21 protein-coding genes are annotated in these 22,141 nt (G+C 50.1%); 5 read left to right on the top strand and 16 right to left on the bottom strand.

The window, feature by feature from the left end; translation table 11 throughout:
- The first annotated feature begins 132 nt into the window (after positions 1-132).
- Positions 133-846 (top strand): VTT domain-containing protein, encoded by a 714-nt coding sequence (locus ACXAFR_RS17030; protein ID WP_475178924.1) that lies wholly within the window; start codon positions 133-135, stop codon positions 844-846.
- Here ACXAFR_RS17030 and rloA3 read toward each other — a convergent pair.
- The 3 genes from rloA3 to ACXAFR_RS17015 form a co-directional block, all read right to left on the bottom strand.
- Positions 843-1,412 carry a retropepsin-like aspartic peptidase RloA3 gene (rloA3, locus tag ACXAFR_RS17025; protein ID WP_475178922.1) on the bottom strand — a complete coding sequence of 190 codons (570 nt, stop codon included), beginning with the start codon at positions 1,410-1,412 and terminating at the stop codon, positions 843-845. The two genes, ACXAFR_RS17030 and rloA3, sit on opposite strands and share 4 nt — an antisense overlap.
- 94 nt (positions 1,413-1,506) lie before the next feature.
- Positions 1,507-2,220 carry a TerC family protein gene (locus tag ACXAFR_RS17020; protein ID WP_475178920.1) on the bottom strand — a complete coding sequence of 238 codons (714 nt, stop codon included), beginning with the start codon at positions 2,218-2,220 and terminating at the stop codon, positions 1,507-1,509.
- Between the two features lie 39 nt (positions 2,221-2,259).
- On the bottom strand, positions 2,260-2,769 hold the full coding sequence (locus ACXAFR_RS17015) for a TIGR00645 family protein (RefSeq protein WP_475178919.1): 510 nt from the start codon (positions 2,767-2,769) through the stop codon (positions 2,260-2,262).
- Positions 2,770-3,042: 273 nt separating this feature from the next.
- Between ACXAFR_RS17015 and ACXAFR_RS17010 the strand changes: the two genes are divergently transcribed.
- Positions 3,043-5,322: an NADP-dependent malic enzyme gene (locus ACXAFR_RS17010; protein WP_475178917.1), complete on the top strand. Its 2,280-nt coding sequence runs from the start codon at positions 3,043-3,045 to the stop codon at positions 5,320-5,322.
- Between the two features lie 86 nt (positions 5,323-5,408).
- Here ACXAFR_RS17010 and ACXAFR_RS17005 read toward each other — a convergent pair whose 3' ends face one another.
- The 8 genes from ACXAFR_RS17005 to ACXAFR_RS16970 all read right to left on the bottom strand — a co-directional run bounded on the left by ACXAFR_RS17005 (position 5,409) and on the right by ACXAFR_RS16970 (position 14,774).
- Positions 5,409-6,431 carry a DUF1214 domain-containing protein gene (locus ACXAFR_RS17005; RefSeq protein ID WP_475178916.1) on the bottom strand — a complete coding sequence of 341 codons (1,023 nt, stop codon included), beginning with the start codon at positions 6,429-6,431 and terminating at the stop codon, positions 5,409-5,411.
- Between the two features lie 45 nt (positions 6,432-6,476).
- Positions 6,477-8,471, bottom strand: a complete 1,995-nt coding sequence (locus ACXAFR_RS17000) for a putative bifunctional diguanylate cyclase/phosphodiesterase (RefSeq protein ID WP_475178915.1) — start codon at positions 8,469-8,471, stop codon at positions 6,477-6,479.
- Between the two features lie 115 nt (positions 8,472-8,586).
- Positions 8,587-8,928, bottom strand: a complete 342-nt coding sequence (locus ACXAFR_RS16995) for a 4a-hydroxytetrahydrobiopterin dehydratase (RefSeq protein ID WP_475178913.1) — start codon at positions 8,926-8,928, stop codon at positions 8,587-8,589.
- Positions 8,929-8,994: 66 nt separating this feature from the next.
- Positions 8,995-10,512, bottom strand: coding sequence for a fumarate hydratase (locus ACXAFR_RS16990; protein ID WP_475178912.1), 1,518 nt, complete (start codon positions 10,510-10,512; stop codon positions 8,995-8,997).
- A gap of 204 nt (positions 10,513-10,716) precedes the next feature.
- On the bottom strand, positions 10,717-11,508 hold the full coding sequence (locus ACXAFR_RS16985; protein WP_475178910.1) for a hypothetical protein: 792 nt from the start codon (positions 11,506-11,508) through the stop codon (positions 10,717-10,719).
- Positions 11,509-11,784: 276 nt separating this feature from the next.
- Complete coding sequence (gene sodB, locus ACXAFR_RS16980) at positions 11,785-12,369, bottom strand: superoxide dismutase [Fe] (RefSeq protein WP_475178909.1); 585 nt, start codon at positions 12,367-12,369, stop codon at positions 11,785-11,787.
- 225 nt (positions 12,370-12,594) lie between these two features.
- Positions 12,595-14,049 carry an ATP-binding protein gene (locus tag ACXAFR_RS16975; protein ID WP_475178908.1) on the bottom strand — a complete coding sequence of 485 codons (1,455 nt, stop codon included), beginning with the start codon at positions 14,047-14,049 and terminating at the stop codon, positions 12,595-12,597.
- Positions 14,046-14,774: a response regulator gene (locus ACXAFR_RS16970; protein WP_475178907.1), complete on the bottom strand. Its 729-nt coding sequence runs from the start codon at positions 14,772-14,774 to the stop codon at positions 14,046-14,048. The genes ACXAFR_RS16975 and ACXAFR_RS16970 overlap by 4 nt, the downstream gene beginning before the upstream one ends.
- Before the next feature lie 208 nt (positions 14,775-14,982).
- Between ACXAFR_RS16970 and ACXAFR_RS16965 the strand changes: the two genes are divergently transcribed.
- From ACXAFR_RS16965 to ACXAFR_RS16955, 3 genes are all read left to right on the top strand, one after another.
- Positions 14,983-15,420 (top strand): hypothetical protein, encoded by a 438-nt coding sequence (locus ACXAFR_RS16965; RefSeq protein ID WP_475178906.1) that lies wholly within the window; start codon positions 14,983-14,985, stop codon positions 15,418-15,420.
- 185 nt (positions 15,421-15,605) lie between these two features.
- Complete coding sequence (locus tag ACXAFR_RS16960; RefSeq protein ID WP_475178905.1) at positions 15,606-16,058, top strand: hypothetical protein; 453 nt, start codon at positions 15,606-15,608, stop codon at positions 16,056-16,058.
- A gap of 301 nt (positions 16,059-16,359) precedes the next feature.
- Positions 16,360-17,433, top strand: a complete 1,074-nt coding sequence (locus ACXAFR_RS16955; RefSeq protein WP_475178903.1) for an alpha/beta fold hydrolase — start codon at positions 16,360-16,362, stop codon at positions 17,431-17,433.
- A 38-nt stretch (positions 17,434-17,471) separates the two neighbouring features.
- On the opposite strand, the gene ACXAFR_RS16950 is transcribed toward ACXAFR_RS16955, so the two are convergent.
- From ACXAFR_RS16950 to groES, 5 genes are all read right to left on the bottom strand, one after another.
- Positions 17,472-18,374 carry a hypothetical protein gene (locus ACXAFR_RS16950; RefSeq protein WP_475178902.1) on the bottom strand — a complete coding sequence of 301 codons (903 nt, stop codon included), beginning with the start codon at positions 18,372-18,374 and terminating at the stop codon, positions 17,472-17,474.
- On the bottom strand, positions 18,371-18,841 hold the full coding sequence (locus ACXAFR_RS16945; protein WP_475178901.1) for a phage holin family protein: 471 nt from the start codon (positions 18,839-18,841) through the stop codon (positions 18,371-18,373). Before ACXAFR_RS16945 ends, ACXAFR_RS16950 begins: the two co-directional genes overlap by 4 nt.
- Before the next feature lie 38 nt (positions 18,842-18,879).
- A complete protein-coding gene (locus ACXAFR_RS16940) occupies positions 18,880-19,431 on the bottom strand; it encodes a hypothetical protein (RefSeq protein ID WP_475178899.1) in 552 nt (183 codons plus the stop codon).
- Between the two features lie 439 nt (positions 19,432-19,870).
- The gene (gene groL, locus ACXAFR_RS16935) at positions 19,871-21,523 is read right to left on the bottom strand and encodes a chaperonin GroEL (protein WP_475178898.1); all 1,653 of its coding nucleotides are present in this window, start codon (positions 21,521-21,523) and stop codon (positions 19,871-19,873) included.
- Between the two features lie 57 nt (positions 21,524-21,580).
- The gene (gene groES, locus ACXAFR_RS16930) at positions 21,581-21,874 is read right to left on the bottom strand and encodes a co-chaperone GroES (protein WP_475178896.1); all 294 of its coding nucleotides are present in this window, start codon (positions 21,872-21,874) and stop codon (positions 21,581-21,583) included.
- Positions 21,875-22,141 lie beyond the last annotated feature (267 nt).

Raw genomic sequence — 22,141 nt, 5'->3', positions numbered from 1 at the left:
CCTAGAATTCGCTTTGTACAGGTACTGTTCGCAATTTATTGATGCACTTTCTATCTATTGCGGCGGATTGGACTGTTTTCATCCGCTCTGAAATGTAAACACCGAAGCTGAGCTCTGTAAAAACGACAAAACATGAAGAAACATTTCTCTCTTCCAACGATCATCACCCTAGTAGCGTTAGCCATAATCGGAGTCCTGATCGCTGCGTTACCAGAATTTCGTCAGTGGCTGATAGAAGCCTATCGAGTATTTGCAAGCGGTGAACTGGAAAGGGTGAAGGCGTTTCTGCAAGACTACAAAGACTACGGCTACCTAATTTTACTCGCCGCATTCCTCGTACAGATGTTTTTATTTGTCATTCCATCCATCATGGTCATGGCGTTATGCGTTTTGATGTATGGCCCGCTTGCAGGCATTGCACTGTGTATTCTGGGAATTAGCCTTGCATCCAGCATTGCCTGGATTATTGGCCAGAGTTTAAGCGGTGTTACGCTTGATAAAATCGTCGGCCATAGAACCCGTGAAAAAATGTCCGACTACTTGGAAAATTACGGCTTCTGGACAGTCGCTCTTTGCCGACTTTCACCGTTTCTTTCCAACGATGCCGTCAGCTTTGTCGCCGGACTGGTGAGCATGTCCTATCGTCGCTTCATGCTCGCGACCTTAGCCGGAATTACACCATTATCATTATTGGTCGGCTGGGTTGGTGACGATTATCAACGACTTGAAACGGGGCTGATTATTGGCAGCGGGATTGGACTGTTCGGTTTAGGTCTTTATATCTACCTTGATCGACGTAAAAAGAATGACTCGATTGCCAGAGAGGACGCTGGCAATCGTGCCTAGACATCTTCGATGTCGGATTCTGCCTCACTGATGTCTTGAGAATCACAACTTGGTTCAGTGAGGAATGTTTGCGAAACATCCAACAGACCGAACTGTTCTAAACTCCGGCGCCCCATCAACACAGGATAAAGCATATTGTCCCTATTTCTTAGGGAGAACTCCTCACGATAAATTTTATTCCCAATACAAATCGGAAGTTCAACCACAGGCCGCCGATCTTCTCCACCGGCGCCGCGTACTCGTACAATTCTTTCAACGGGCATTTCCAAGTTTCGGTACACGTCTTCACCGGTTTCTTTGTCTTCCAAATGCAACCGGAACTTAACCCAACGCTCATCGTCTTTTTTAAACACTTCGATGTCTTTCGCATCCATGGATGAGGTCAGAGCCCCCGAATCCATTTTCATTTTCACCGTCGCGCCAACGGGTACAACTATCGCCTTTTCAAGCCAACCAAAAACGGGCGCAGCTGACGAGGCTTCCGCTGAAAGCGCCTCAGCACTGCACATTGCAATCCCTGCCGCAAACCCCACTTTACTCAGCCAACCAGAACTTACTCTGAGCATACGTTCTCTCTATCAAAATAAATATAAGCGCCAAAGCACATGACAAGTGCTCTCATCAAAGACTCTCATTATACGTCGCTGAGGTTTTTGAGGATTATTTGGCGCCACTGCGCCTTAGCCTCAAATTGAGCATTTCCACAGCCACCGAAAACGCCATGGCAAAATAGATATAGGCTTTGGGCACATGCAAATCTAAACTTTCAGCAATCAGCGTGAAGCCGATAAGGATCAGGAAAGATAACGCCAGCATTTTTAAGGTGGGATTCGCTTCCACAAAGTCACTGATCGGTCCTGCTGCAAATAACATGACCATCACCGCAAGGATCACCGCGATCACCATAATGGAAAGGGTATCCACTAAGCCAACGGCCGTGATGATAGAATCCAGTGAAAACACGATATCAATGATTGCGATTTGTACGAGCACCATGGACATGCTGGCGTAGACCTTTGCGGCATTGCTCTCCTCCACCGGCTCAAATGCCGCATGTATTTCATGGGTCGATTTCGCTATCAAAAAAAGGCCCCCGCAGAGCAAAATCAGATCTCTGGCGGAAATCTCTTCCGAAAACAGAGAGAAGATCGGATCAGACAGACTCATCAGCCACACCAATGAAAAGAGCAGTGCGAGGCGAGTAATCATCGCCAAGCCAAGTCCCGCATTTCGTGCAAAACGTCGTTGCTCCGGCGGCAGCCGACCAACCAGAATGGAAATAAAAATGATGTTGTCGATGCCTAAAACAATTTCCAGCGACAACAAAGTGGCGAGCGCCACCCACCCTTCAACCGAAAACACCCAATCAAACATGAGCGCACTCCAGGGAATATAGAAAAAAGAATAAGAGAGCTAGTGCTTGCCAGTATGAGCGGCAATTTTATCCGTCAGCGCGAACAAGACACCGGAGACGACGAAAGTCAGATGAATCCCAACCTTCCAGGCTAATTGTTCGGTTGTATAGTCTTTTACGCTAATAAAGGCTTTGAGTAACTCGACCGCTGAAATCGCAACAATTGCACCAATCAGCTTGAGCTTAAGGTCAGAAAAACCAACCTTACCCATCCAAACCGGGCGATCTTCATGATCATCGACACCGATCTTCGAGACAAAGTTCTCGTAGCCGCTAAAAATAATGATAAGCAGGAGGCTGGCAATCAATGTTGTATCGATAAGGGTCAATATTGACACAATAACATCGTGGCTTGGGGTATCTAACACCCCATTTAACAGGCCATACAACTCTTTGGCGAACTTCGCGAGGAGAGTCATGATAGCGAGAATCAAACCGAGGAAAAACGGTGCCAACAACCACCGGCTACGGAAAATGGTGCTTTCAATTACATGCTCTAACCACTTCATAAATTACTTTTGACTCTCGCTAGACGGGATTTTTTCTAACGTCACCCATTTTTCTGTGCCGATACGTCATCGACTTCCAGGTGATCGTGGCTTTCAGTATAAATGATGTTTGTGACAACGGGATATAACAAGAAGGGAGGAGGCTCAAAGCGTGAGAAGTCGTCTGGTACGAAAGCTGCAAAACCCAGCGCAAAACGCTAGAATACGCGCCTCCCCGCCAAGCGGGGTCCCAAGCGCCAGACAGGTAACCGACAGAGCTTCAGGATAACTACTATGACTGATTCGTTTAAAGAGAGTTCACTGCAATACCACACAGATCCAATTCCTGGAAAGCTGGAAATTCGACCGACAAAACCTCTGGCCAATAAGCGCGACCTGTCTCTCGCTTATTCCCCCGGTGTTGCCTATGCCTGTGAAGCCATTGCCCGCGAACCCACAGAAGCCGCCAAAGTAACAGCTCGCGGTAATTTGGTTGCCGTCATTTCCAACGGTACCGCCGTACTCGGACTGGGTGACATCGGCCCGCTGGCTTCGAAACCCGTAATGGAAGGTAAAGCCGTTCTCTTCAAGAAGTTTGCCGGTATTGACGTTTTCGATATCGAAGTCAATGAAAAAGACGTCGACCGCCTGGTTGAAATTATCGCCGCACTGGAGCCAACGTTCGGCGGCATCAACCTCGAAGATATCAAAGCGCCAGAGTGTTTTCTGGTGGAACAACGCCTAAAAGACCGCATGAAAATTCCGGTCTTCCACGATGACCAGCACGGTACGGCAATTGTCGCGGCGGCGGCTGTTTATAACGGCCTTAAAATCGTCAACAAGTCTCTCGATTCCGTCAAGCTGGTGGTATCTGGCGCCGGAGCAGCCAGTATCGCCTGTACTGATCTACTCATCGCCATGGGCCTAAACCCCGCCAATGTCCGCATGCTGGATCGCAAAGGTGTGATCTATGAACGACGCCAGGAAGGCATGAACCCCTGGAAAGAAAAGTTTGCTGTCGAGACCAAAGATCGCACGCTCGAAGATGCGATTACCGACGCCGACATCTTTATGGGCTTGTCAGGCCCAGGCGTTCTCAACGGTGACATGGTTAAGAAAATGGCTGACAAGCCACTGATTCTGGCGATGTCGAACCCGATTCCTGAAATCATGCCAGAAGAAGCTCAAGCCGCCAGACCAGACGCCATTCTAGCAACAGGGCGCTCTGATTACCCCAATCAGGTAAACAATGTCCTCTGCTTCCCGTTTATTTTCCGCGGAGCTCTGGATTGCGGGGCCTCGACCATCAATGAAGAGATGAAAATGGCTGCTGTACGAGCCATTGCCGGACTCGCACTGAAAGAAACATCGGATGTCGTCGCCGCAGCCTATACCGATGAAAAGCTGACCTTCGGCCCAGAATACTTAATTCCGAAGCCCTTTGATCCTCGTCTGATCGAGGAAGTCCCGCTGGCAGTCGTCAAAGCGGCCATGGAAAGTGGCGTCGCAACACGCCCAATAGCCGATTTGGACGCCTACAAACAAAAACTGCACGAAACCGTTAACCGTGCGGGTCTGTTTATGCAGCCCATTATCGAGACGGCGAAAAAAGCACCAAAGCGCATTGTCTATGCTGAAGGTGAAAACGACGATGTGCTGATGGCTGTTCAGGCAGCACTTGACGAAGAGATCGCAAAACCGATTTTGGTAGGTCGCCGTCACCGTATGGAGCAAGTCATCGAGCGTTTAGGTTTACGTATCGACCTGGACAAAGATGTCGAGATTTTCGCCCCCCACGAAGACGAGCGCCACGAAGACTACGCCAGCTATTATCAATCTGTGGCGGGTCGGCATGGCGTTTCCGTCGCGGCTTCACGCACGGTTATGCGTAATGACAATACTGCCATCGCCGCGGTTATGGTTGCCAAAGGCGATGCCGACGGCATGATCTGCGGGAAGGTTGGTCGCTTTGATTTCCACCTTCGTGAAATTTTGCACATGATTGGCCCCCAGGAAGAAGGCAAGCTGGTCAGCACCACCTCTGTTCTCCTACTCCCTGACGGCCCGCTGTTTCTGACCGACACCGGCTTGAACATTGACCCGAACAGTGAAGAGCTGACAAAAATTACAGAAGCAACCATTGAACTCGTCCAAAGCTTCGGCATCGAACCCAAAGTTGCTCTGCTCTCTCACTCAAACTTTGGCACCTCGAATGCGAGCTCCGCCAAAAAAGTTCGCAAGGCCTCAAAAATATTGCGGGAGACCTATCCGGATATTCAGATCGATGGTGAGATGCATGTCTTATCCGCATTGAATCCCGCGCTGCGCGATACGATTTATCCCAATGCAAACTTAACCGGCAAAGCCAACGTTCTGGTAACACCGAATCTCGATGCGGCAAACATCGCGATGGGTGTTATTCGGTCAATGACCGATGCGCTACTGATTGGTCCTTTCCTACACGGTCTGTCTAAGCCCGCGCATATTGTTATTCCGTCCGTTACCTCGCGGGGAATCTTCAATATGACCGCAAAGATTGTTGCCGACATTCATATTAAGGCATCGAAGGGCTAAGTACTTTTGTCTATCAGGCGCTGCCAAACATTACAGCAGCGCCGCCTTATTCTTCACATTAAAGCGCCTGCAGTTTTCAACCGCAGCTACCCCTCCTTCCTTCGAAGGACTACGGCCTCAGGAATTGTATAGTCACCGTTAAGAACGGAAGCATCTGGTCGGTAGACACGCATAAGAAAATTCCAACCGTCACTGACGTCCACTCGATTATCTGCGCCAGAACCACATTGTTCTGCTGAACCATAGTGAACGGTAAACCTTCCGTCCTCTCGCATCTGAACGTTAGCGCTATTGACAATATTGTTGTCGCTTTTCATGTAACCATCACCGCCATACACGGTGATTGACCAGAACCCTTTATTTTTCGGCACCGAGTAAGTCGCCACGCGACACGACTCAGTAAGTCCATCACCACTGTAACTTAAATAGGTCGCCTCTTGCTCAGGCAATAACCCCCAGGCGGTGGCCGCGGCCAAATGTCTAGTCTCTTCGTTGACCTGGCCTCGTGCCCCCATCATGCCAGCATAATTCGAATATTTTTGCCGGTATTCTTGTTCGTATTGAGTACGCAAGGCGTCCAAAGATGCTCTATTCCAATGAAATCCAGGAAAGGCTTCGCCGGTGGGCGATTCGACCAGAAAATGATCCTGTAGATCATTGATCAATGCGATCTCCGCGGGATCTGAAGGATCCAACACCTGCAATCGAACAATGAAATACAAGAATTGTGTCTCCCCCTTAACTGAGTGAACACCAGGCTCATGAACAATATCGACAACATAGTGGTCGTTGTCGATGATATAAACAGATGCATAACGATCATCCGGCAACTCAGGAAAGGTCAGTTTCACACCGTTTTGGGCATCAAAAACGCCACCGGAATAGAGAACATCCCGATTCATGCGCACCACCGTTTGCCGGTCCAGACGTGTCGGTTTGCGAAAGTGAAAGAAGCGATTGGTTCCGCCTGCATTTTCGATCATAGCCGCAAACATATTATCGGTTTCTGCTCGAACAAAGTTGGCCTCGGTCACGGCTCTCGCCGACTCGTCGGCAAACGTGAATACAGCCAATAGACTTAAGCTGCCCAATAGAACGACAACACGCATAATCTCCTCCCTGAAAAAACGTTTTTGCTACGAAAACTGTGTGCGTTAGTGCGATGGAAACGGCTGTTGCAACCAATGCGGATTCCAGGAAACCAGCGACGGTTTACTGCGCGGCGGCGCCAGATAATACCCTTGTAAGCAATCTACCCCCAGTAACGCCAGCTCCCTTGCCTGACGAACGTTTTCGACACATTCAGCCGTCAATTGCAGCCCCATTCTTCGTGCGATTAATAGCGCTGCGTCAAAAATTATCTTACCTTGGTTATGCATTGTTGCCACCAGAGATCCATCAATTTTTATGCCGTCGATGGGCAATTGCTGCAAGCACATCAGAGATGATCGTCCAACACCAAAGTCATCCAACACCAAACGCACCCCAAGTCGTTTAATGCGTTCCAAAATGGCTATAACCTTATGAACTTCATCGGCGGCAAATATTGATTCCTGCATTTCCAACTCAAGCCGGCGGGCCGGAAGTCCTGAATTACGCAACGCCTTCATCAAAATTGTTTCAAAATCCTCAGCCAGCAACTCGCGGCGAGAAATATTTACTGCGACCGCTGGATAGCGACCGTCATTGGACCAGTAGACGGCTTTACGACACGCCTCCTGCAGTCCCCAAGCCCCTAACTCACAGATTCGCTCCGACTCTTCCGCTAACGGAATAAATTCTGCCGGCGAGACACTTCCAATCACATCCGGGGTCCATCGCATGAGCGCTTCCAGGCTACGCACCTGCCCTGTCGTCGCGTGCACAATCGGTTGAAACTCCAAACAGACGGATGCATTATGTGTCGCATCCCGCAACGCCATAGCCAAATCCACTTTGCGCTTTTGAATGCGTGACAATTGCTCTTCATAAAACAAAGCCTGGCCTCGGCCCAAGCGCTTAACCTCACCTGCTGCGAAATCCGCCGCGCGAATCAACTCCCCTGTTGAACGACTGTCCAACGGATAAAACGCAATTCCGATACTAACGCCAACAGACGGCAATCCCTCAGCTAAGTGGTGTTTTTTTTGAAGCAACCCTGTCGCGACAGTAAGGGCTTGTTCACGCCAGCTGCAATCGACCGAATCGCCTTCCTGACACCGCATCGCCAGAATAAATTCATCGCCACCCCAGCGAGCCAAAACACCTTCGTCAGGCGTTTTCTCTGCGAAATCCCGAGCGATCGTCCGCAACACACGGTCGCCGATTTCATGACCAAAACCGTCGTTGATTTGTTTGAAGCGATCGAGATCGAGAAATAACAAGGCAACAACCGAATTCGGGTAGTGCGAAAAGCTGGTTTGTAACCAGTCTTCCAAACCTCGCCGGTTAGGAAGTCCGGTCAAGGTATCTTGATAAGCCAGCTTATTCAGTTCGGCTGTACGAATTGCAACACGCTCTTCAAGCCCACTGTTTAAACTCTGCACTTCGTCATATTGTTCACGCAATTGCCCGACAAGCTCCGAGTTTTCCCATTTAAGGTTGATCGACTCTCTCAAAAGATTGTGGTTGTTGTGTAGCCCAAAACACATAACGACGGTAAAAATCACCGCCATACCACCCAATATGGGTTCTGATACTGGTGGAAACAACAATACAATGGCGGTCGGCAAACTCATTATGACAATGTATATCCAGCCGACTCTACGTAAGGGAGCTAAGATGCCGCTTGCGCCAGCAGTCATTGCGGCGAGAATGATCAATGTTAAAAATTGATCGGAACGGATCAAGGTTGGGAAAGCGAGCACTGCGGCCGTCGACAAATGCAACGCCGCCAACATCAAGCCGCAAGAAATCATGCGCAAAGATAACGCTGGTGTGCATTGTATATTTTTATATAAATAGATCACATGGGTGATGAGACGCAGGCCATTTATCACCAATGCTAAGGTAAACCAATAAGGTAGCCACAAATATTCGTAAGAAAGCCAGGACGCTGCCAGGGATAAGGTTGCGGCAATGTTTACGGCGATTGACACCCTGTCATTGCGATAAGCATGTGAAACCAGGGCCGACTCTATTGCTGGTACTTTGACTTCCGATTTCATCATACACAGTCCTGAATGACGCCTCAGCGGTCAGAGATCAGGCTGGGCAACCCAACAAATAAAACGTCTTATGTGCAGAGGTATACCAGGAATCTCTGTTAGCCGGACGGAGCTGGTATTATTTGTTGTGAAGAAAATCCGTTTTCGCCGCCATAACAAAATCGTTGCGGTGTAAGCCCCCGATGACATGAGTCCACCAGCTGATGGTTGTTTTGCCCCATTCAATCAAAATGGCAGGGTGATGGTTTGCGCCTTCCGCTAAATCACCAACGGCGTTAGCAAAATCCAAGGCTTCATCAAAGTTTGGGAAAGGAAAAGATTTGCGCAACTGTGGCGCACCATCCTCATCGACAATGGTCCAACCAGGCAATTGCGCGAGCAATTCAGAATATTCACTACGATCTACAGAATCAGACTCAGCACTGCACGTCTGACAAGATTCGCTGGCCAAAGTGGTCACGCATCTGCTCCTATGCTGGGGCGGAAGGTTGGCGACGATCGTAGCGCCGCCATTACCATCGGGTAGTTAAGAAATTTCCAGAGTTCCCTCTTCGATTTTTGCCTGCCAGATTTTAGGCCCGGTACGATGCACAGATTCTCCGTTCACATCGACGGCTACAGTGACCGGCATGTCTTTAACGTCAAACTCGTAAATGGCTTCCATACCCAGATCGGCAAAGCCAACAACTTTCGACGCTTTAATCGCTTTAGACACGAGATACGCAGAGCCGCCAACAGCCATGAGATAAACTGTGCGGGTATCGCGAATTGCATCAATCGCCGCATCGCCACGCTCGGCTTTACCGACCATACCAATCAAACCGGTTTTCTCTAACATCGTCCGTGTGAATTTATCCATACGAGTTGCCGTGGTGGGACCTGCGGGACCAACAACCTCATCACCGATCGGATCAACCGGCCCCACGTAATAAATCATACGATTCGTGAAGTCGACCGGCAAAGGCTCGCCTTTCGCAATCATATCCACCATGCGCTTGTGAGCCGCATCACGCCCCGTCAGCAACTTACCTGACAGAAGAACGGTTTCACCTGGCTGCCACTCGGCAACATCTTCTTTGGTTAATTCATCCAGATTGACGCGGCGTGCATCGCCGACTTCCCAGGTAATTTCAGGCCAGTCATCCAAACTTGGAGGCGTTTGATGTGCGGGGCCACTGCCGTCAAGGACGAAGTGTGTGTGGCGGGTTGCCGCACAGTTCGGAATGATCGCCACAGGCTTGTTTGCAGCATGGGTCGGACAATCTTTGACTTTGACATCCAATACTGTCGTCAAACCGCCCAAGCCCTGAGCACCAATCCCAAGCTTGTTCACTTTGTCCATCAGCTCCAGGCGTAACTCTTCTGCACGTGTAGAAGCGCCGCGCTCACGTAGGTCGTGAATATCAATAGGGTCCAGGAGAGACTCTTTGGCCATTTGCATGGCTTTGTCCGCCGTACCGCCAATACCAATTCCGAGCATGCCTGGAGGACACCAACCGGCTCCCATCGTCGGAACCATCTTCAACACCCAATCTACAACCGAGTCGGATGGATTGAGCATGGCAAACTTGGACTTGGCTTCACTGCCACCACCTTTAGCCGCGACGTGAACGTCGACTGTATCTCCGGGGACAATTTTATAGGTGATCATCGCCGGCGTGTTGTCGGTGGTATTTTTGCGGGCACCATCGGGGTCGGCCAATACCGACGCGCGCAAAACATTGTCAGGATGGTTGTAAGCGCGCCTTACACCTTCGTTGACCATATCTTCAACGCTCATGTCGCCTTCCCACTGGACATTCATGCCCACTTTCAGGAACACACTGACGATACCGGTATCCTGACAGATCGGCCGATGCCCTTCAGCACACATTCGAGAGTTGATTAAAATCTGAGCCATCGCATCTTTTGCGGCCGGGTTTGCCTCGCGCTGGTAGGCTTCATGGACCGCGTCGATGAAATCTTTAGGGTGATAGTAGGAAATAAACTGCAGCGCATCGGTTACGCTGTCGATAAGATCTTCTTGTCGAATTACAGTGGGCATAACGAACAACTCTCTCCTGTAGACTGGTGCGCCACGCTGCCATTCCGGTCAGCAATGACGCAATCACGTGGCCAAATTCTACACCAGTGCTTTGGATTTGTCCGTTTTACCGGGGCAGAGGTGAGGCCATAGAGCAGCCGACTAACTGGCTTGTTAATTTAAGCGCCAATTAGACTCTCAAAGCAGACCTCCCCCGGTAAGGGCTCACTGCCCCGATGAAATCCGGTTTTTCAGCTCCAGCAGGTCGCTGTTAATGGATCTTCGATAGGCATCAATGGCTTTGATTGCCTCTTCATTGGAAGCCACACGACCACTGAGATCTTTTTTCAATTCGGCCACCTGACTTTCAACCTGACGAGCAGAATCCACCAGCTCCCGAATCTGCTTCTGTTGACTGTCTGCCATACCGGATACCACCGTATACTGCTCTGCTTGGCGGGTCAGATCGTCGGACAGAGCTTTCCAATTGGCCTCTTGCGATTTTGCCAGCGTCTCAGCACTACTCGCCTTGGTACTTGCAGTATTTACCGTTTTGGTGACGGCTGCCAACTTCTCACCATTCTCTGTAATCGCCTTTTTATTGACGTTACGGGTATCCCACAGCTTACGAATTTCACTGTGAGCCAACTCAAGGCTTTTGTTCGCCTCTTTTAAATTAGCCTGTAAAACCGATAGGGACTGGGAGGACTCATCATCTGTTAGACGCAACTTATCTTCCAGCTGCGCAATGCGACCTTCCGCAGAGGTCAGCAACTGCTGAGACTGCCAGCTTTGATAGAAACCGTATCCGGCAAGACCCAACCCACCCAACGCAATAAGTAGCGTGAAGATGACCAAGCCTGAACTCCCTTTAGCCGGAGGCGCTTGACGCGGCGGCGGCGCAGATCTCTGCGGCCGAGGGCTTGCAGCGCTTGCTGTAGCCCCAGAGTCTCTTGCTTGCGATACGTCGCTAGCCCCCGAGTTTGAAAACGTTGGTTCCTTTCGATTGGAAGTCATTCACACATCCGCTATCAGTTTCTGTTAATTCTTTGCTGTTGATTTTGCACCAAACGCACATTGGTGGAAAATCCAAGATCGCGAGCATTATAGACAAGAAGCAGAGTCCACTGTTACCCACAGACCTTTCATTTCCGGATCGCGAATCACCCGAGCCTTACTAGGATACGCAATACAGCCCTCATTCATCCAGCCATAAAAAAGGAGCCACGAAGGCCCCTTTAATTTCGCCTTGGTACTGAGATGTCTTACCTCACCAAGTCGTGGAAGAATGCATTAGCCAGCAAAGTTGGCGTTAACAAATTCCCAGTTCACCAACGCCCAGAACGCGTTCATGTAGTTAGGACGAGAGTTGCGGTAGTCGATATAGTAGGCGTGTTCCCATACGTCGACAGTCAACAGCGGAGTCACTTCAGCATCGGTCAGAGGGGTACCGGCATTGCTGGTATTGACGATAGCAACACTGCCATCGGCTTTTTTCACCAGCCAAGTCCAGCCAGAACCGAAGTTATTGGCCGCGGAGGTTGTAAATTCTTCTTTGAATTTTTCAAAAGAGCCAAAAGCGGCAGTAATGGCTTCACCAACGGCACCGGTCGCTTCGCCACCACCATTGGGGCTCAGGCAGTTCCAGTAAAAGGTGTGATTCCAGATCTGAGCGGCGTTGTTGAATACGCCACCAGAAGATGTTTTTACAACTTCTTCCAGAGACTTGCCTTCAAACTCGGTACCAGGAACCAATCCATTCAGCTTATCGACATATGTCTTGTGGTGTTTGCCGTAGTGATACTCCAGGGTTTCAGGAGAAATGTGCGGCTCTAAGGCGTCTTTTGCGTAAGGCAATTCCGGCAATTCAAATGACATAGTTGTATTCCTTATACAGGTAAATCATCGGTTAACGGTCTCGACAGAGTATACGGCAATCCGACCTGGTTTCTGAATAGTGCCCTTCGGGAAAAACCTGCCGAGGCAGAAATAACCCGCAGCAACAAAACAAGCTGCTGTCATTTTGTCCATTCAGATCACCAAACGATCAGAAAAATTTACGCGAGACCGAGAGTGCCAGAAGTTTTAGCCAGAATCATGCCACTAGCCGAGAGGTAGAATAACTTTAACCTCTAAACCAGGGTTGAGATTGCGCAAACGTATTTCACCACCGTGAGCAATGACAATTTGCCGCGCGATAGACAACCCAAGCCCCATACCCCCTGTGGCTCGGTTGCGAGAAGACTCTAGTCGGAAAAAGGGATCAAACACCGCATCCATCTGAGACTCAGGAATACCTGGCCCCTCATCTTTCACGGTCACGATCAAATGATCATCAGAAGACTGAAGAAACACCTGCGCGACCTGTCCGTAACGCACGGCATTTTCCAGTAAATTGCGCAATGCCCGCTTAATACTGACAGGGCGGCACCGCATAATCGCGGGCTCGCTGCTTTGAAAAGCAACCGGCATCGACAGCTCAACCAGATCCTCACACAGGCTGTCCAGCAAAGCCGCCATATCGACCGATTGATAGGACTCGGTATCACCGGTATTGCGAATAAACGACAGTGTCGCCTCAGACATCTCCTGCATTTCATCCAAACTGGAGATTAGGCGGTCCCGCTCATCGGATTCGTCCATCAACTCCAATCGCAACCGCATACTGGTCAGAGGAGTACGCAAATCATGAGACAAAGCGGCCAGTAAACGCGTGCGGTCACTGACAAAACGATTGATGCGCTCGTTCATTTGATTAAACGCGACAACCGTCTGGCGAATATCCATAGGCCCCTCCTCTTTCAAGGGGGCGACCTTTTGACCTCGCCCTAGAGCGCTGGCGGCGCTGGCGAGATGACGCAAAGGCTGGGTGATCCGACGCATCTGCCAAAACACCACAATCAAAACCAGTGCGCAGGCGATAAACAGATAACTGATCGTATGCAATGCCGTCAAAGGCGCAATTTTCGGAGACGATAGATCGCTCCAGAACCAAACACCATCATCTAACTGAACGGCGATCGATAGCTGATCAAATAATATACGGCGTTCTCGCCGAGGGCGGTCGTCCTCTGGCGGTGGGCCTCGATCAGCGTCTTCATCCCGGCCACCGCGATCACGATCATCGGATTTGCGATCGTCCCGCCAATCCTTCTTTTCAATGATTTTGAAGTTGATACGAATTTTTCCCTGGTAGGCGTTACCCAGGGATGCCGCCAAACTGCGCTGCATGCGCAGCTCTTCAGGAGAATCTGCCTTTGGCACCGTCGACTCTCCGGCAAATCCATAGTTCCAACCAGGCCGACGCCAGGCGCGTACCACTTGTTTGCGCAGCGGGGGGCTTAGTTGCTCCAGCAACTGCACAAAAGACGCGTATTGACGCACCACATAGTCTTGATGCGCCAAAAACAAAGAGTTGCGGTGCGCGGACGACAGCACCCAAAGATTCACGACCATGGCCAGTAACAACGCTGCCAGAATCAGCAACATCAGCTGCCCCGTTAATGAACGGAAGAAATTTCGGCCTCTGACCAGCCAGCGGCGTGTAGACAAGGTCATCGCGTCACGGCTTCAGCGAACATATAACCGCCTCCCCATACGGTTTTAATCACCATGGGATTCTGAGGGTCCATTTCCAGTTTTTTCCGCAAACGACTGACCTGATTATCCACGCTGCGGTCAAAGGGTTCTGCCTCTCGACCTTTGGTTAGGGTCAATAAGCGGTCCCGACTCAAAACCTGCTGAGGGTGCTCCACGAACACGCGTAGCAGGACAAATTCGGCATTACTGAGAGGCACCAGGACCCCGTCGTCACTCTGCAAGTGGCGCTGATTTAAGTCCAGCGACCAACCTGCAAACCTAAGTACCGGGGACATCTCACTCTTACGCCCTTCGTCATTATCCTCTTTTGCTTCGGCACGACGTAAAACAGCTTTTATTCGCGCCAGGAGAACCCGGGGTGTAAATGGCTTGGTCACATAATCGTCAGCGCCCATCTCCAAACCAACAATGGTATCCGTATCCTCGCTCATTGCGGTGAGAAGAATCACCGGCGGCCCATTGTTCGCGCGCAAGAAAGCGCACAAGCTCAGCCCGTCTTCGCCAGGCATCATGATATCCAGAACGATGAGATCGTAGCTCTCGTTGGCAAAGCGTTCGCGCAGCTCTTCGCCATTTGCTGCCTGACATACAGAGAATCCATGCTTTTCCAGATAGGCAGATAGCAGATCTCGAATTTCGGCGTTGTCATCGACCACCAAGAGGCGCTTAAGAGGCTGAGTCATTGTCTTTTCAATCGTTGTGTCCAAATCATGCCTTCATTATACAAACGCTCCCCTTAGACGGATGTATTAAATTGTAATACCCGGGAATCGAATCCCACACCAGAGATACAAATTGATACACCTTTGCACGAGTTGGAGAAAAGATCGCGACACATGAGTGGTTCAATAGCACCGTCAACAGCAAATAGCACGACTGCGAAGGAGCAGAATGATGAAAAAACCACTGATACTTGCTGGAATCCTGGCTGCTGCAATCGGTACTCAGACTGCATTCGCCGGACCAAAAGGAGATTGCGACGGTCCACGTGGTGACCGCGACCGGCCACCCATGCATCAAGGATTTGGCCCTGGCCACGATGGTATGAGAGGCCCTGGAATGCACGGCCACAAAATGATGGACCGCGAATTTACCGCCGATGAGATTAAAACCCTCAACGAAGCGCGACTGATCATGAAGGGCAATCCCAACCTAAAAGTTGGTGATGTCAAAGCCATCGATAACGGTTACAGCGTCGCTATCGTTACTCAGGATGATTCCTTGGTCGAAGAGTTGGAAGTCGCTAAAAACGGCATGCCACTGGCCATGTATGAAAAAATGTTAGAGCGCAAAGAAGCCAAAGAAAAAAAGGCCAAAGACGCTGAGTAAATGATTTCGGGTTACGGCGAATCATCAGATTCATTGAGATGAGGCGATCAAACCGCCGTTTTTGCAGAACAACTGACACTTTTTAGCGTCAGCTACTTGCAACACACTCCACGCTTGAGGAACATTCTCGGTAGATCCCCACTGCCGGTCTGTTCCTTTTTTTATTTTCTATACTTGCAAACATGATGACGACATTTTTCCGATTTGCCCGCCTTACCTGCTGTACACTCGCCTTGAGTGCCTGCAGTCATAACCCTCCCGAAGCACCGCCTCCACCGCCCGATGCGGTCTTTAAGACCAACATCACTGACAACAACAGCAAGATGTTTACTTACGAGCGCATACAGCAAGCACCGCAGGCGGAATTCTCAGGGCTGCCCGCAGAGGAAGATCGTCGTGGCGGGCGTGGAGGCCCAGGCGGAGGTCCACCAGGAGGTGGACGAGGCGGCCCTGATGGAGGCCAAGGTGACTACCTCATCCAAATTCTTGAGCAGAAGCTGGCGGAAAATAGCTATTGTCGCGATGGCTATACCATCTGGGAACAGGTTTCCTCTCCGGGTCGCTTCCGAATTCGCGGTGAGTGCAAAGAAGGCGCAACCGATGCCGATAGAGAGCGCTACCCCAATACGTCTCCCTAACACTGCGCCTCCACGACCAGCCTGGGCACACCTCAGCGACGGATCGAGCACCTAAAAAGCTGATCTGTACTCTGACGAGGTGCCTTGCGCTTAACGGAACCTGCTCATGTTGCAAGCAGCCCACAGGTAACTCGCCCAATTTTCCGATGAATTGACACACTGCCTCTGGGTTGAGGCGTTTCATTTTCACGTCATCTACGGCCGTCAAGCTAGTGTTTGTTGATTCAGGTAATATAAACACGCCCTACGACCCCTGTGGTTCGTAAATAAAGCTTCCCACTTTTTCACAGGCAATGTCTCTATGTTTGATCACCCTAGCCAGTACCGAATTCGAATGTCTCGCCAAATGTTAAATCGCCAACGAATGACCGCCAGGAATGTCATCATTGCTCTTTGTTGCCTGCTCTATACCGGAGTTTCTCTCGCCGAAAAGGCGTCGAATGAACTGCAGTATGATGCACGTCTGTCGACGTACAACTACCAACTAGAGACCAAGACATTTGCCATAAAATCCCAAGGGCAGACTCTCGAAATGAGCTATGCCTATCTTCCCGGACAATCGAACAAGCCTACCGTGACACTTTTGCACGGCAAAAACTTTAACGGTGATTATTGGACTGAAACAGCGAAATTTTTGAATGGCCAGGGCTACGCCGTTTTAATACCGGATCAGATAGGTTTCGGAAAATCCTCAAAACCCATTAACTATCAGTACACGTTTGCCGGTCTCGCGGCGAATACGCGCGCACTGCAGGCATCGCTCTCAATCGACCAATCAATCGTCGTCGGTCACTCCATGGGAGGCATGCTCGCCAGCCGTTACGCGCTTATGTACCCTGAAGCCACAAAGCAACTCATCCTGGTCAATCCCATCGGTTTGGAAAACTATCTTTACTACACCGAACATAAGGACGTCGACTTCTTCTACCAAATGGAGAAGAAAAAATCTCGCGAAGCCGTCGTTAATTATCAGCGCAAAAATTACTATGACGGCGCCTGGAATGCTCGCTATGAAAAACTAACCGATTTTCTTGTCGGACAAATACAAGGGCCTGACTGGGACCAACTCGCCAAGGTCAATGCGCTCACCTACGATATGATTTTCTCGCAGCCCGTTATCGATGAATTTGAGAACTTTCAAATACCGACCACATTGATTATAGGCACCCGCGATAGAACCGGACCTGGCCGTAATTGGCAAAAACCAAATGTTGACTACGAGCTTGGGCGTTATGACCGCCTCGGTGAAATCACCGCGGAGAAAATTCCCAATGCCCGCCTTTACACGCTAGAAAACCTGGGCCACTTGCCGCAAGTTGAAGATTTCTCAAAATTCACACAAGTTCTTGAAGACGCTTTAAATCCAACCGATTAACGAAAAAAGGCCCTTAACGGGCCTTTGCTTCAAAATGCTTACGATAAATATTCAGGCCGATGATCAACACCATTTCCTGCTCTGTCGTAAGACATTGCTTCATCGACTTTCTCCTGGGCTTCGCGAGTGTACGCATCCGCTGCTTGCGCCGCGTTAGCGAGCACTTGATCACGTGCTTTACCCATCAACTGATTTTCACGCCGAGTTGCTGGCAATGCCAATCCCACTAACACTCCGACTGCCAGGCCTACAGCACCTACCGCCAGCGGATGATCGTGTACCGCTTTATCCGCGTTATGTTGCATGGTGTTAAAGCGCTGATCCAATTCTCTGCGGGTATGCCTGGCCATCTTACGCGCTTTAATAGACGCGGCCCTTGCCTCCCGGCTGATTTGATCTTCAAACTGATGTGCTTTTTCTCTCGCTTCGTCAGCATACTGTCCCAATTGAGCTTTAACAGACGAAGACTTAGCCGCCAACTTATCACGGTACTGTTCAACTTTTCCCTGACGCGGCGCTTCGGTATCATAAACTCTACCATAAGCATCATCTCTTTCGTAAAAGTCGATGTATTCGTCTGGTAAGGTGTTTCTGCGATATTGCAGACCGTTATATGCAAGCCACCCCAGCCCGACGGCTGTTATCGCCAAAGGGATTGGGTTGTTCTTCACGGTACGGCTGATGTCACTGCCGGCTGCGACACTGTAATCAGACACCCGGTCTTTGAATCGATAAGCCTGCTCCAGGGCTTCATCACGGACGCGAGCGGCCTGCTCACGAGCTTGTTCGCCATAATTTTTAGCGGTCTCTTTCAAATCTACACTGTCTAACTGTTGGTTTATCTTTTCCATTGTTTCGCCCACTTGATCGCGCTTTTTGTCAATCGTGGTGTTCAGTGAATCGATATTTTTTTCTGTAGCTTCTTTGATCTCGTCAGTCATGACTTATCTCCTGAGAAAGTATCTTTGATGACTTCTGTATCTTTTCTAACATTGCTAACGGTGTGCTGGGGGCTCAACGAATCTCTCTTAAGTCGACGCGTGCCCATTCGCATCAATATCAAACCGATTAAGGTAATCACGCCGCCGACTAATAGACACGATGCCCACAGGGCCATAAATTTTGTGAGCCAAATCACCAGCGCTGCCAACAGATAAAACGCGCCTAAAAACAGGACCAGCCCGCTGCTGATTGTTGAGGTAATGCCTATTTTGACGTCTTTTAACGCCGCATTGACCTCAACCATCGCTAGTGCGATTTCTTTGCTCGCCAACGTGGTAACATTGTCCATCAATTGACGAATCAATCCGTCTGCCCCGAACAATCCTGATTCGCCGGGACGACGTTTTGAATGGCCTTCACTGTTGTTTTGCTGTCCGTTCATTCCAGCTGTTCGCGCCGATTCCATAAGGCTTCTCCGTTACGGGTCTTCAGATCTTTGACACATCAGTTTAGATCTGAATAGGTTTTAGGCTGCGGCGCTGTTCCCGGCACGCTCACAGGGACCGGCTGTGGTGGCGTGTCAGTGCTTGGCTTGCTCGCTTCGACGTTGGGCTCGTGCGAGGTCGCCTTTAAAAACCGAGCCACACCAAAGCCGATGAGCGCGGCGGCACCGACAAACAACAGAGGCTGCCTGCGGGCAAAGCCTTCAACATCATCAACCGCAGATTGCAGATCTTTTTCACGAACGCCAGAGGCAAGATTTGCCGCTCTTGATGCCAGCACACTGGCATAATCCGAGACAGGTGCCAGCTCGCTGGCTTCCAGCTCTCTCGCTGCCGCAGATGCCGCTCCCGCAAAACGCTCGATTTGATCGGCGGCAAGGTGCTTACGTTGATCAATTCGTGACTCAACCTCGCTACGGGCTGTATTCATCACCGTCGTCGCACATTGGCTGGCGTAGGCTTTCGTTCGTTCGGCAAGTCCTTCCATGTCTCGTGCGAGATCGCCAGCGTGCGTCTCGGCGCTTCCCTGTGTCGTCGTGGTCTCAATCGCCATCTTATCCTCCAGTGGGTGCTTAACATTTCAGTGATTGGGATTTAAGCCCATCACAATTTACCGTTGCTTAAGACGAAGCAATAACTGGTCCTAGGTTCGAACCAAGATAAAAAGTCTATATATTTCAAAGGGTTATAAAAGAAACCAATCACAGCCATTCTTGTGAGCAGTCTACTTGATGAAAAATACAGAAACGAACCCCCAGATCTTGTAGAACTTACATGGGTGACAAAACATAACGTGAGCGCCTTTTAAACAAGGCGCCAATTTCAAGCGGGATATGAGCCCCCAAGCGGTTAGACCAGACGTTGGAAACTCGTTGGGGGGAAGACAATCGATCGCCAATAGAGCCCCACCACTTTCTGATGAGTAAAAAAAACCCCGCTTGCGCGGGGTTCTTTGGCGTGAGTCCGAAGATTCACAGGTTGGGGAAAGGCGCTTACATCATGCCGCCCATTCCGCCCATACCACCCATGCCGCCCATATCTGGCATACCACCAGCAGCAGGCTTGTCTTCAGGCGCATCAGCAACCATGCACTCGGTGGTGATCATCAGACCAGCAACAGAGCCCGCAGCCTGCAGAGCAGTACGAGTTACTTTTGCAGGATCCAGAATACCGAATGCGATCATGTCGCCGTATTCACCCGTTGCAGCGTTGTAACCTTCGTTACCGGAAGATTGCTTCACTTTGTCAGCAACAACAGAGGCTTCATCACCAGCGTTGGCAACGATCTGACGCAAAGGCGCTTCCATGGCGCGACGTGCAATGGTGATACCGGCGTTCTGATCTTCGTTGTCACCAGTCAGCTCAACGATCGCTTGAACCGCACGGATCAGTGCAGTACCACCGCCAGGAACAACGCCCTCTTCAACGGCTGCGCGAGTCGCGTGCAGAGCATCTTCTACGCGAGCTTTCTTCTCTTTCATCTCAACTTCAGTAACGGCGCCCACTTTGATGACGGCAACACCGCCAGCCAGCTTAGCAACACGCTCTTGCAGCTTCTCACGATCGTAGTCAGAAGTAGACTCTTCGATCTGTGCACGAATTTGAGCAACACGTGCTTGGATGTCAGCAGCTTGGCCAGCACCATCAACAATAACGGTGTTTTCTTTGCTCATGGTTACGCGCTTGGCAGTACCCAGGTGCTCCAGAGCAGCCGCTTCCAGGTCCAGACCAACTTCTTCAGAAATAACCGTTGCGCCAGTCAGGATAGCGATATCTTGTAGCATGGCTTTACGGCGATCACCGAAACCAGGTGCTTTACAAGCAGCAACTTTTACAATGCCACGCATGTTGTTGACAACCAGGGTCGCCAGAGCTTCGCCTTCGATGTCTTCAGCGATGATAACCAGAGGCTTGCTCGCTTTAGCGACAGCTTCCAGAGTTGGCAGCAACTCACGGATATTGGAGATTTTCTTGTCAACCAACAGGATGTATGGAGAGTCTTGCTCGACGCTCATGTTTTCCTGATTGGTGATGAAGTAAGGAGACAGGTAGCCACGATCGAACTGCATACCTTCAACAACGTCCAGCTCGTTCTCAAGGGAGTTGCCTTCTTCAACAGTGATAACGCCTTCTTTACCCACTTTGTCCATGGCAGAAGCGATGATTTCACCAACAGCTTCATCAGAGTTAGCGGAGATAGTACCAACCTGAGCGATAGACTTGCTGTCTTCACAAGGAACGGCGATAGAAGCAACGTGCTGAACAGCAGCAGCGATCGCTTTGTCAATACCGCGCTTCAGATCCATTGGGTTCATGCCAGCAGCAACAGACTTCAGACCTTCGTTAACGATGGCTTGAGCCAGAACAGTTGCAGTTGTAGTACCGTCACCGGCATCGTCAGAGGCTTTGGAAGCAACTTCCTTAACCATCTGAGCGCCCATGTTTTGGAACTTGTCTTTCAATTCAATTTCTTTTGCAACGGAAACACCGTCTTTGGTGACAGTAGGTGCACCAAATGACTTGTCCAGGACACAGTTGCGGCCTTTAGGGCCCAGAGTAACTTTAACTGCATCAGCGAGGACGTTGACACCAGCGAGCATTGCCTGGCGAGCGTCATCACCAAATTTCACGTCTTTAGCAGCCATTCTTCAGCTCCTTAATCTCTAACTTTTTGAATTTAAATGATTTATTTTCGCAAACGATTAGGCTTCAACAACAGCCTTGATGTCACTCTCGCTCAGAATGACCAGCTCTTCGCCATCGACTTCGATGGTATCGCTGCCTGCGTACTTGCCGAATACCACAGTGTCACCGACTTTTACGTCGACCGGACGGGTATCGCCATTGTCCAGAATACGGCCGCTACCAACAGCGACAACTTCGCCGCGGTTTGGCTTTTCTTTTGCTGAACCAGGCAGAACAATGCCGCCTGCAGAGGTTTTTTCTTCTTCCTGACGGCGAACCACAACACGGTCGTGCAAAGGACGAATTTTCATTTATTAATCTCCAAATCGTCTGTTTCCGATACTTTATCTGGCTGATCCCAGCCACGTTGCTTAAGATTCTCCCGCCATGGCTGTCATCGCACGCGGGTTGTCCGGCCTCCAGACAATATCTGGCAGCCAGTAAATCCAAGTGCTGAGAAAATGGGGCTGTAAAATCGGATTTCAACACCCCCGGTAAAAAAAAATTGAATTTTTTTTTACCGGGGGTCGCTTTCTGAGTCTCGGAACAACCGGGATGGGGCAAAAATCAAACGATTC

The sequence above is a fragment of the Pseudomaricurvus sp. ABR4_320 genome, assembly GCF_056159445.1.
Note: the sequence above shows the minus strand (reverse complement) of the source record. Positions and strands in the feature narration are given on the sequence as shown.

What these genes read in the sequence shown, in the direction of transcription:
- ACXAFR_RS17030 (WP_475178924.1), top strand. Translation starts at nt 133, where the DNA reads ATGAAGAAACATTTCTCTCTTCCAACGATCATCACCCTAGTAGCGTTA.
- rloA3 (WP_475178922.1), bottom strand. Translation starts at nt 1,412, where the DNA reads ATGCTCAGAGTAAGTTCTGGTTGGCTGAGTAAAGTGGGGTTTGCGGCA.
- ACXAFR_RS17020 (WP_475178920.1), bottom strand. Translation starts at nt 2,220, where the DNA reads ATGTTTGATTGGGTGTTTTCGGTTGAAGGGTGGGTGGCGCTCGCCACT.
- ACXAFR_RS17015 (WP_475178919.1), bottom strand. Translation starts at nt 2,769, where the DNA reads ATGAAGTGGTTAGAGCATGTAATTGAAAGCACCATTTTCCGTAGCCGG.
- ACXAFR_RS17010 (WP_475178917.1), top strand. Translation starts at nt 3,043, where the DNA reads ATGACTGATTCGTTTAAAGAGAGTTCACTGCAATACCACACAGATCCA.
- ACXAFR_RS17005 (WP_475178916.1), bottom strand. Translation starts at nt 6,431, where the DNA reads ATGCGTGTTGTCGTTCTATTGGGCAGCTTAAGTCTATTGGCTGTATTC.
- ACXAFR_RS17000 (WP_475178915.1), bottom strand. Translation starts at nt 8,471, where the DNA reads ATGATGAAATCGGAAGTCAAAGTACCAGCAATAGAGTCGGCCCTGGTT.
- ACXAFR_RS16990 (WP_475178912.1), bottom strand. Translation starts at nt 10,512, where the DNA reads ATGCCCACTGTAATTCGACAAGAAGATCTTATCGACAGCGTAACCGAT.
- ACXAFR_RS16985 (WP_475178910.1), bottom strand. Translation starts at nt 11,508, where the DNA reads ATGACTTCCAATCGAAAGGAACCAACGTTTTCAAACTCGGGGGCTAGC.
- sodB (WP_475178909.1), bottom strand. Translation starts at nt 12,369, where the DNA reads ATGTCATTTGAATTGCCGGAATTGCCTTACGCAAAAGACGCCTTAGAG.
- ACXAFR_RS16975 (WP_475178908.1), bottom strand. Translation starts at nt 14,049, where the DNA reads ATGACCTTGTCTACACGCCGCTGGCTGGTCAGAGGCCGAAATTTCTTC.
- ACXAFR_RS16970 (WP_475178907.1), bottom strand. Translation starts at nt 14,774, where the DNA reads ATGACTCAGCCTCTTAAGCGCCTCTTGGTGGTCGATGACAACGCCGAA.
- ACXAFR_RS16965 (WP_475178906.1), top strand. Translation starts at nt 14,983, where the DNA reads ATGATGAAAAAACCACTGATACTTGCTGGAATCCTGGCTGCTGCAATC.
- ACXAFR_RS16960 (WP_475178905.1), top strand. Translation starts at nt 15,606, where the DNA reads ATGACGACATTTTTCCGATTTGCCCGCCTTACCTGCTGTACACTCGCC.
- ACXAFR_RS16955 (WP_475178903.1), top strand. Translation starts at nt 16,360, where the DNA reads ATGTTTGATCACCCTAGCCAGTACCGAATTCGAATGTCTCGCCAAATG.
- ACXAFR_RS16950 (WP_475178902.1), bottom strand. Translation starts at nt 18,374, where the DNA reads ATGACTGACGAGATCAAAGAAGCTACAGAAAAAAATATCGATTCACTG.
- ACXAFR_RS16945 (WP_475178901.1), bottom strand. Translation starts at nt 18,841, where the DNA reads ATGGAATCGGCGCGAACAGCTGGAATGAACGGACAGCAAAACAACAGT.
- ACXAFR_RS16940 (WP_475178899.1), bottom strand. Translation starts at nt 19,431, where the DNA reads ATGGCGATTGAGACCACGACGACACAGGGAAGCGCCGAGACGCACGCT.
- groL (WP_475178898.1), bottom strand. Translation starts at nt 21,523, where the DNA reads ATGGCTGCTAAAGACGTGAAATTTGGTGATGACGCTCGCCAGGCAATG.
- groES (WP_475178896.1), bottom strand. Translation starts at nt 21,874, where the DNA reads ATGAAAATTCGTCCTTTGCACGACCGTGTTGTGGTTCGCCGTCAGGAA.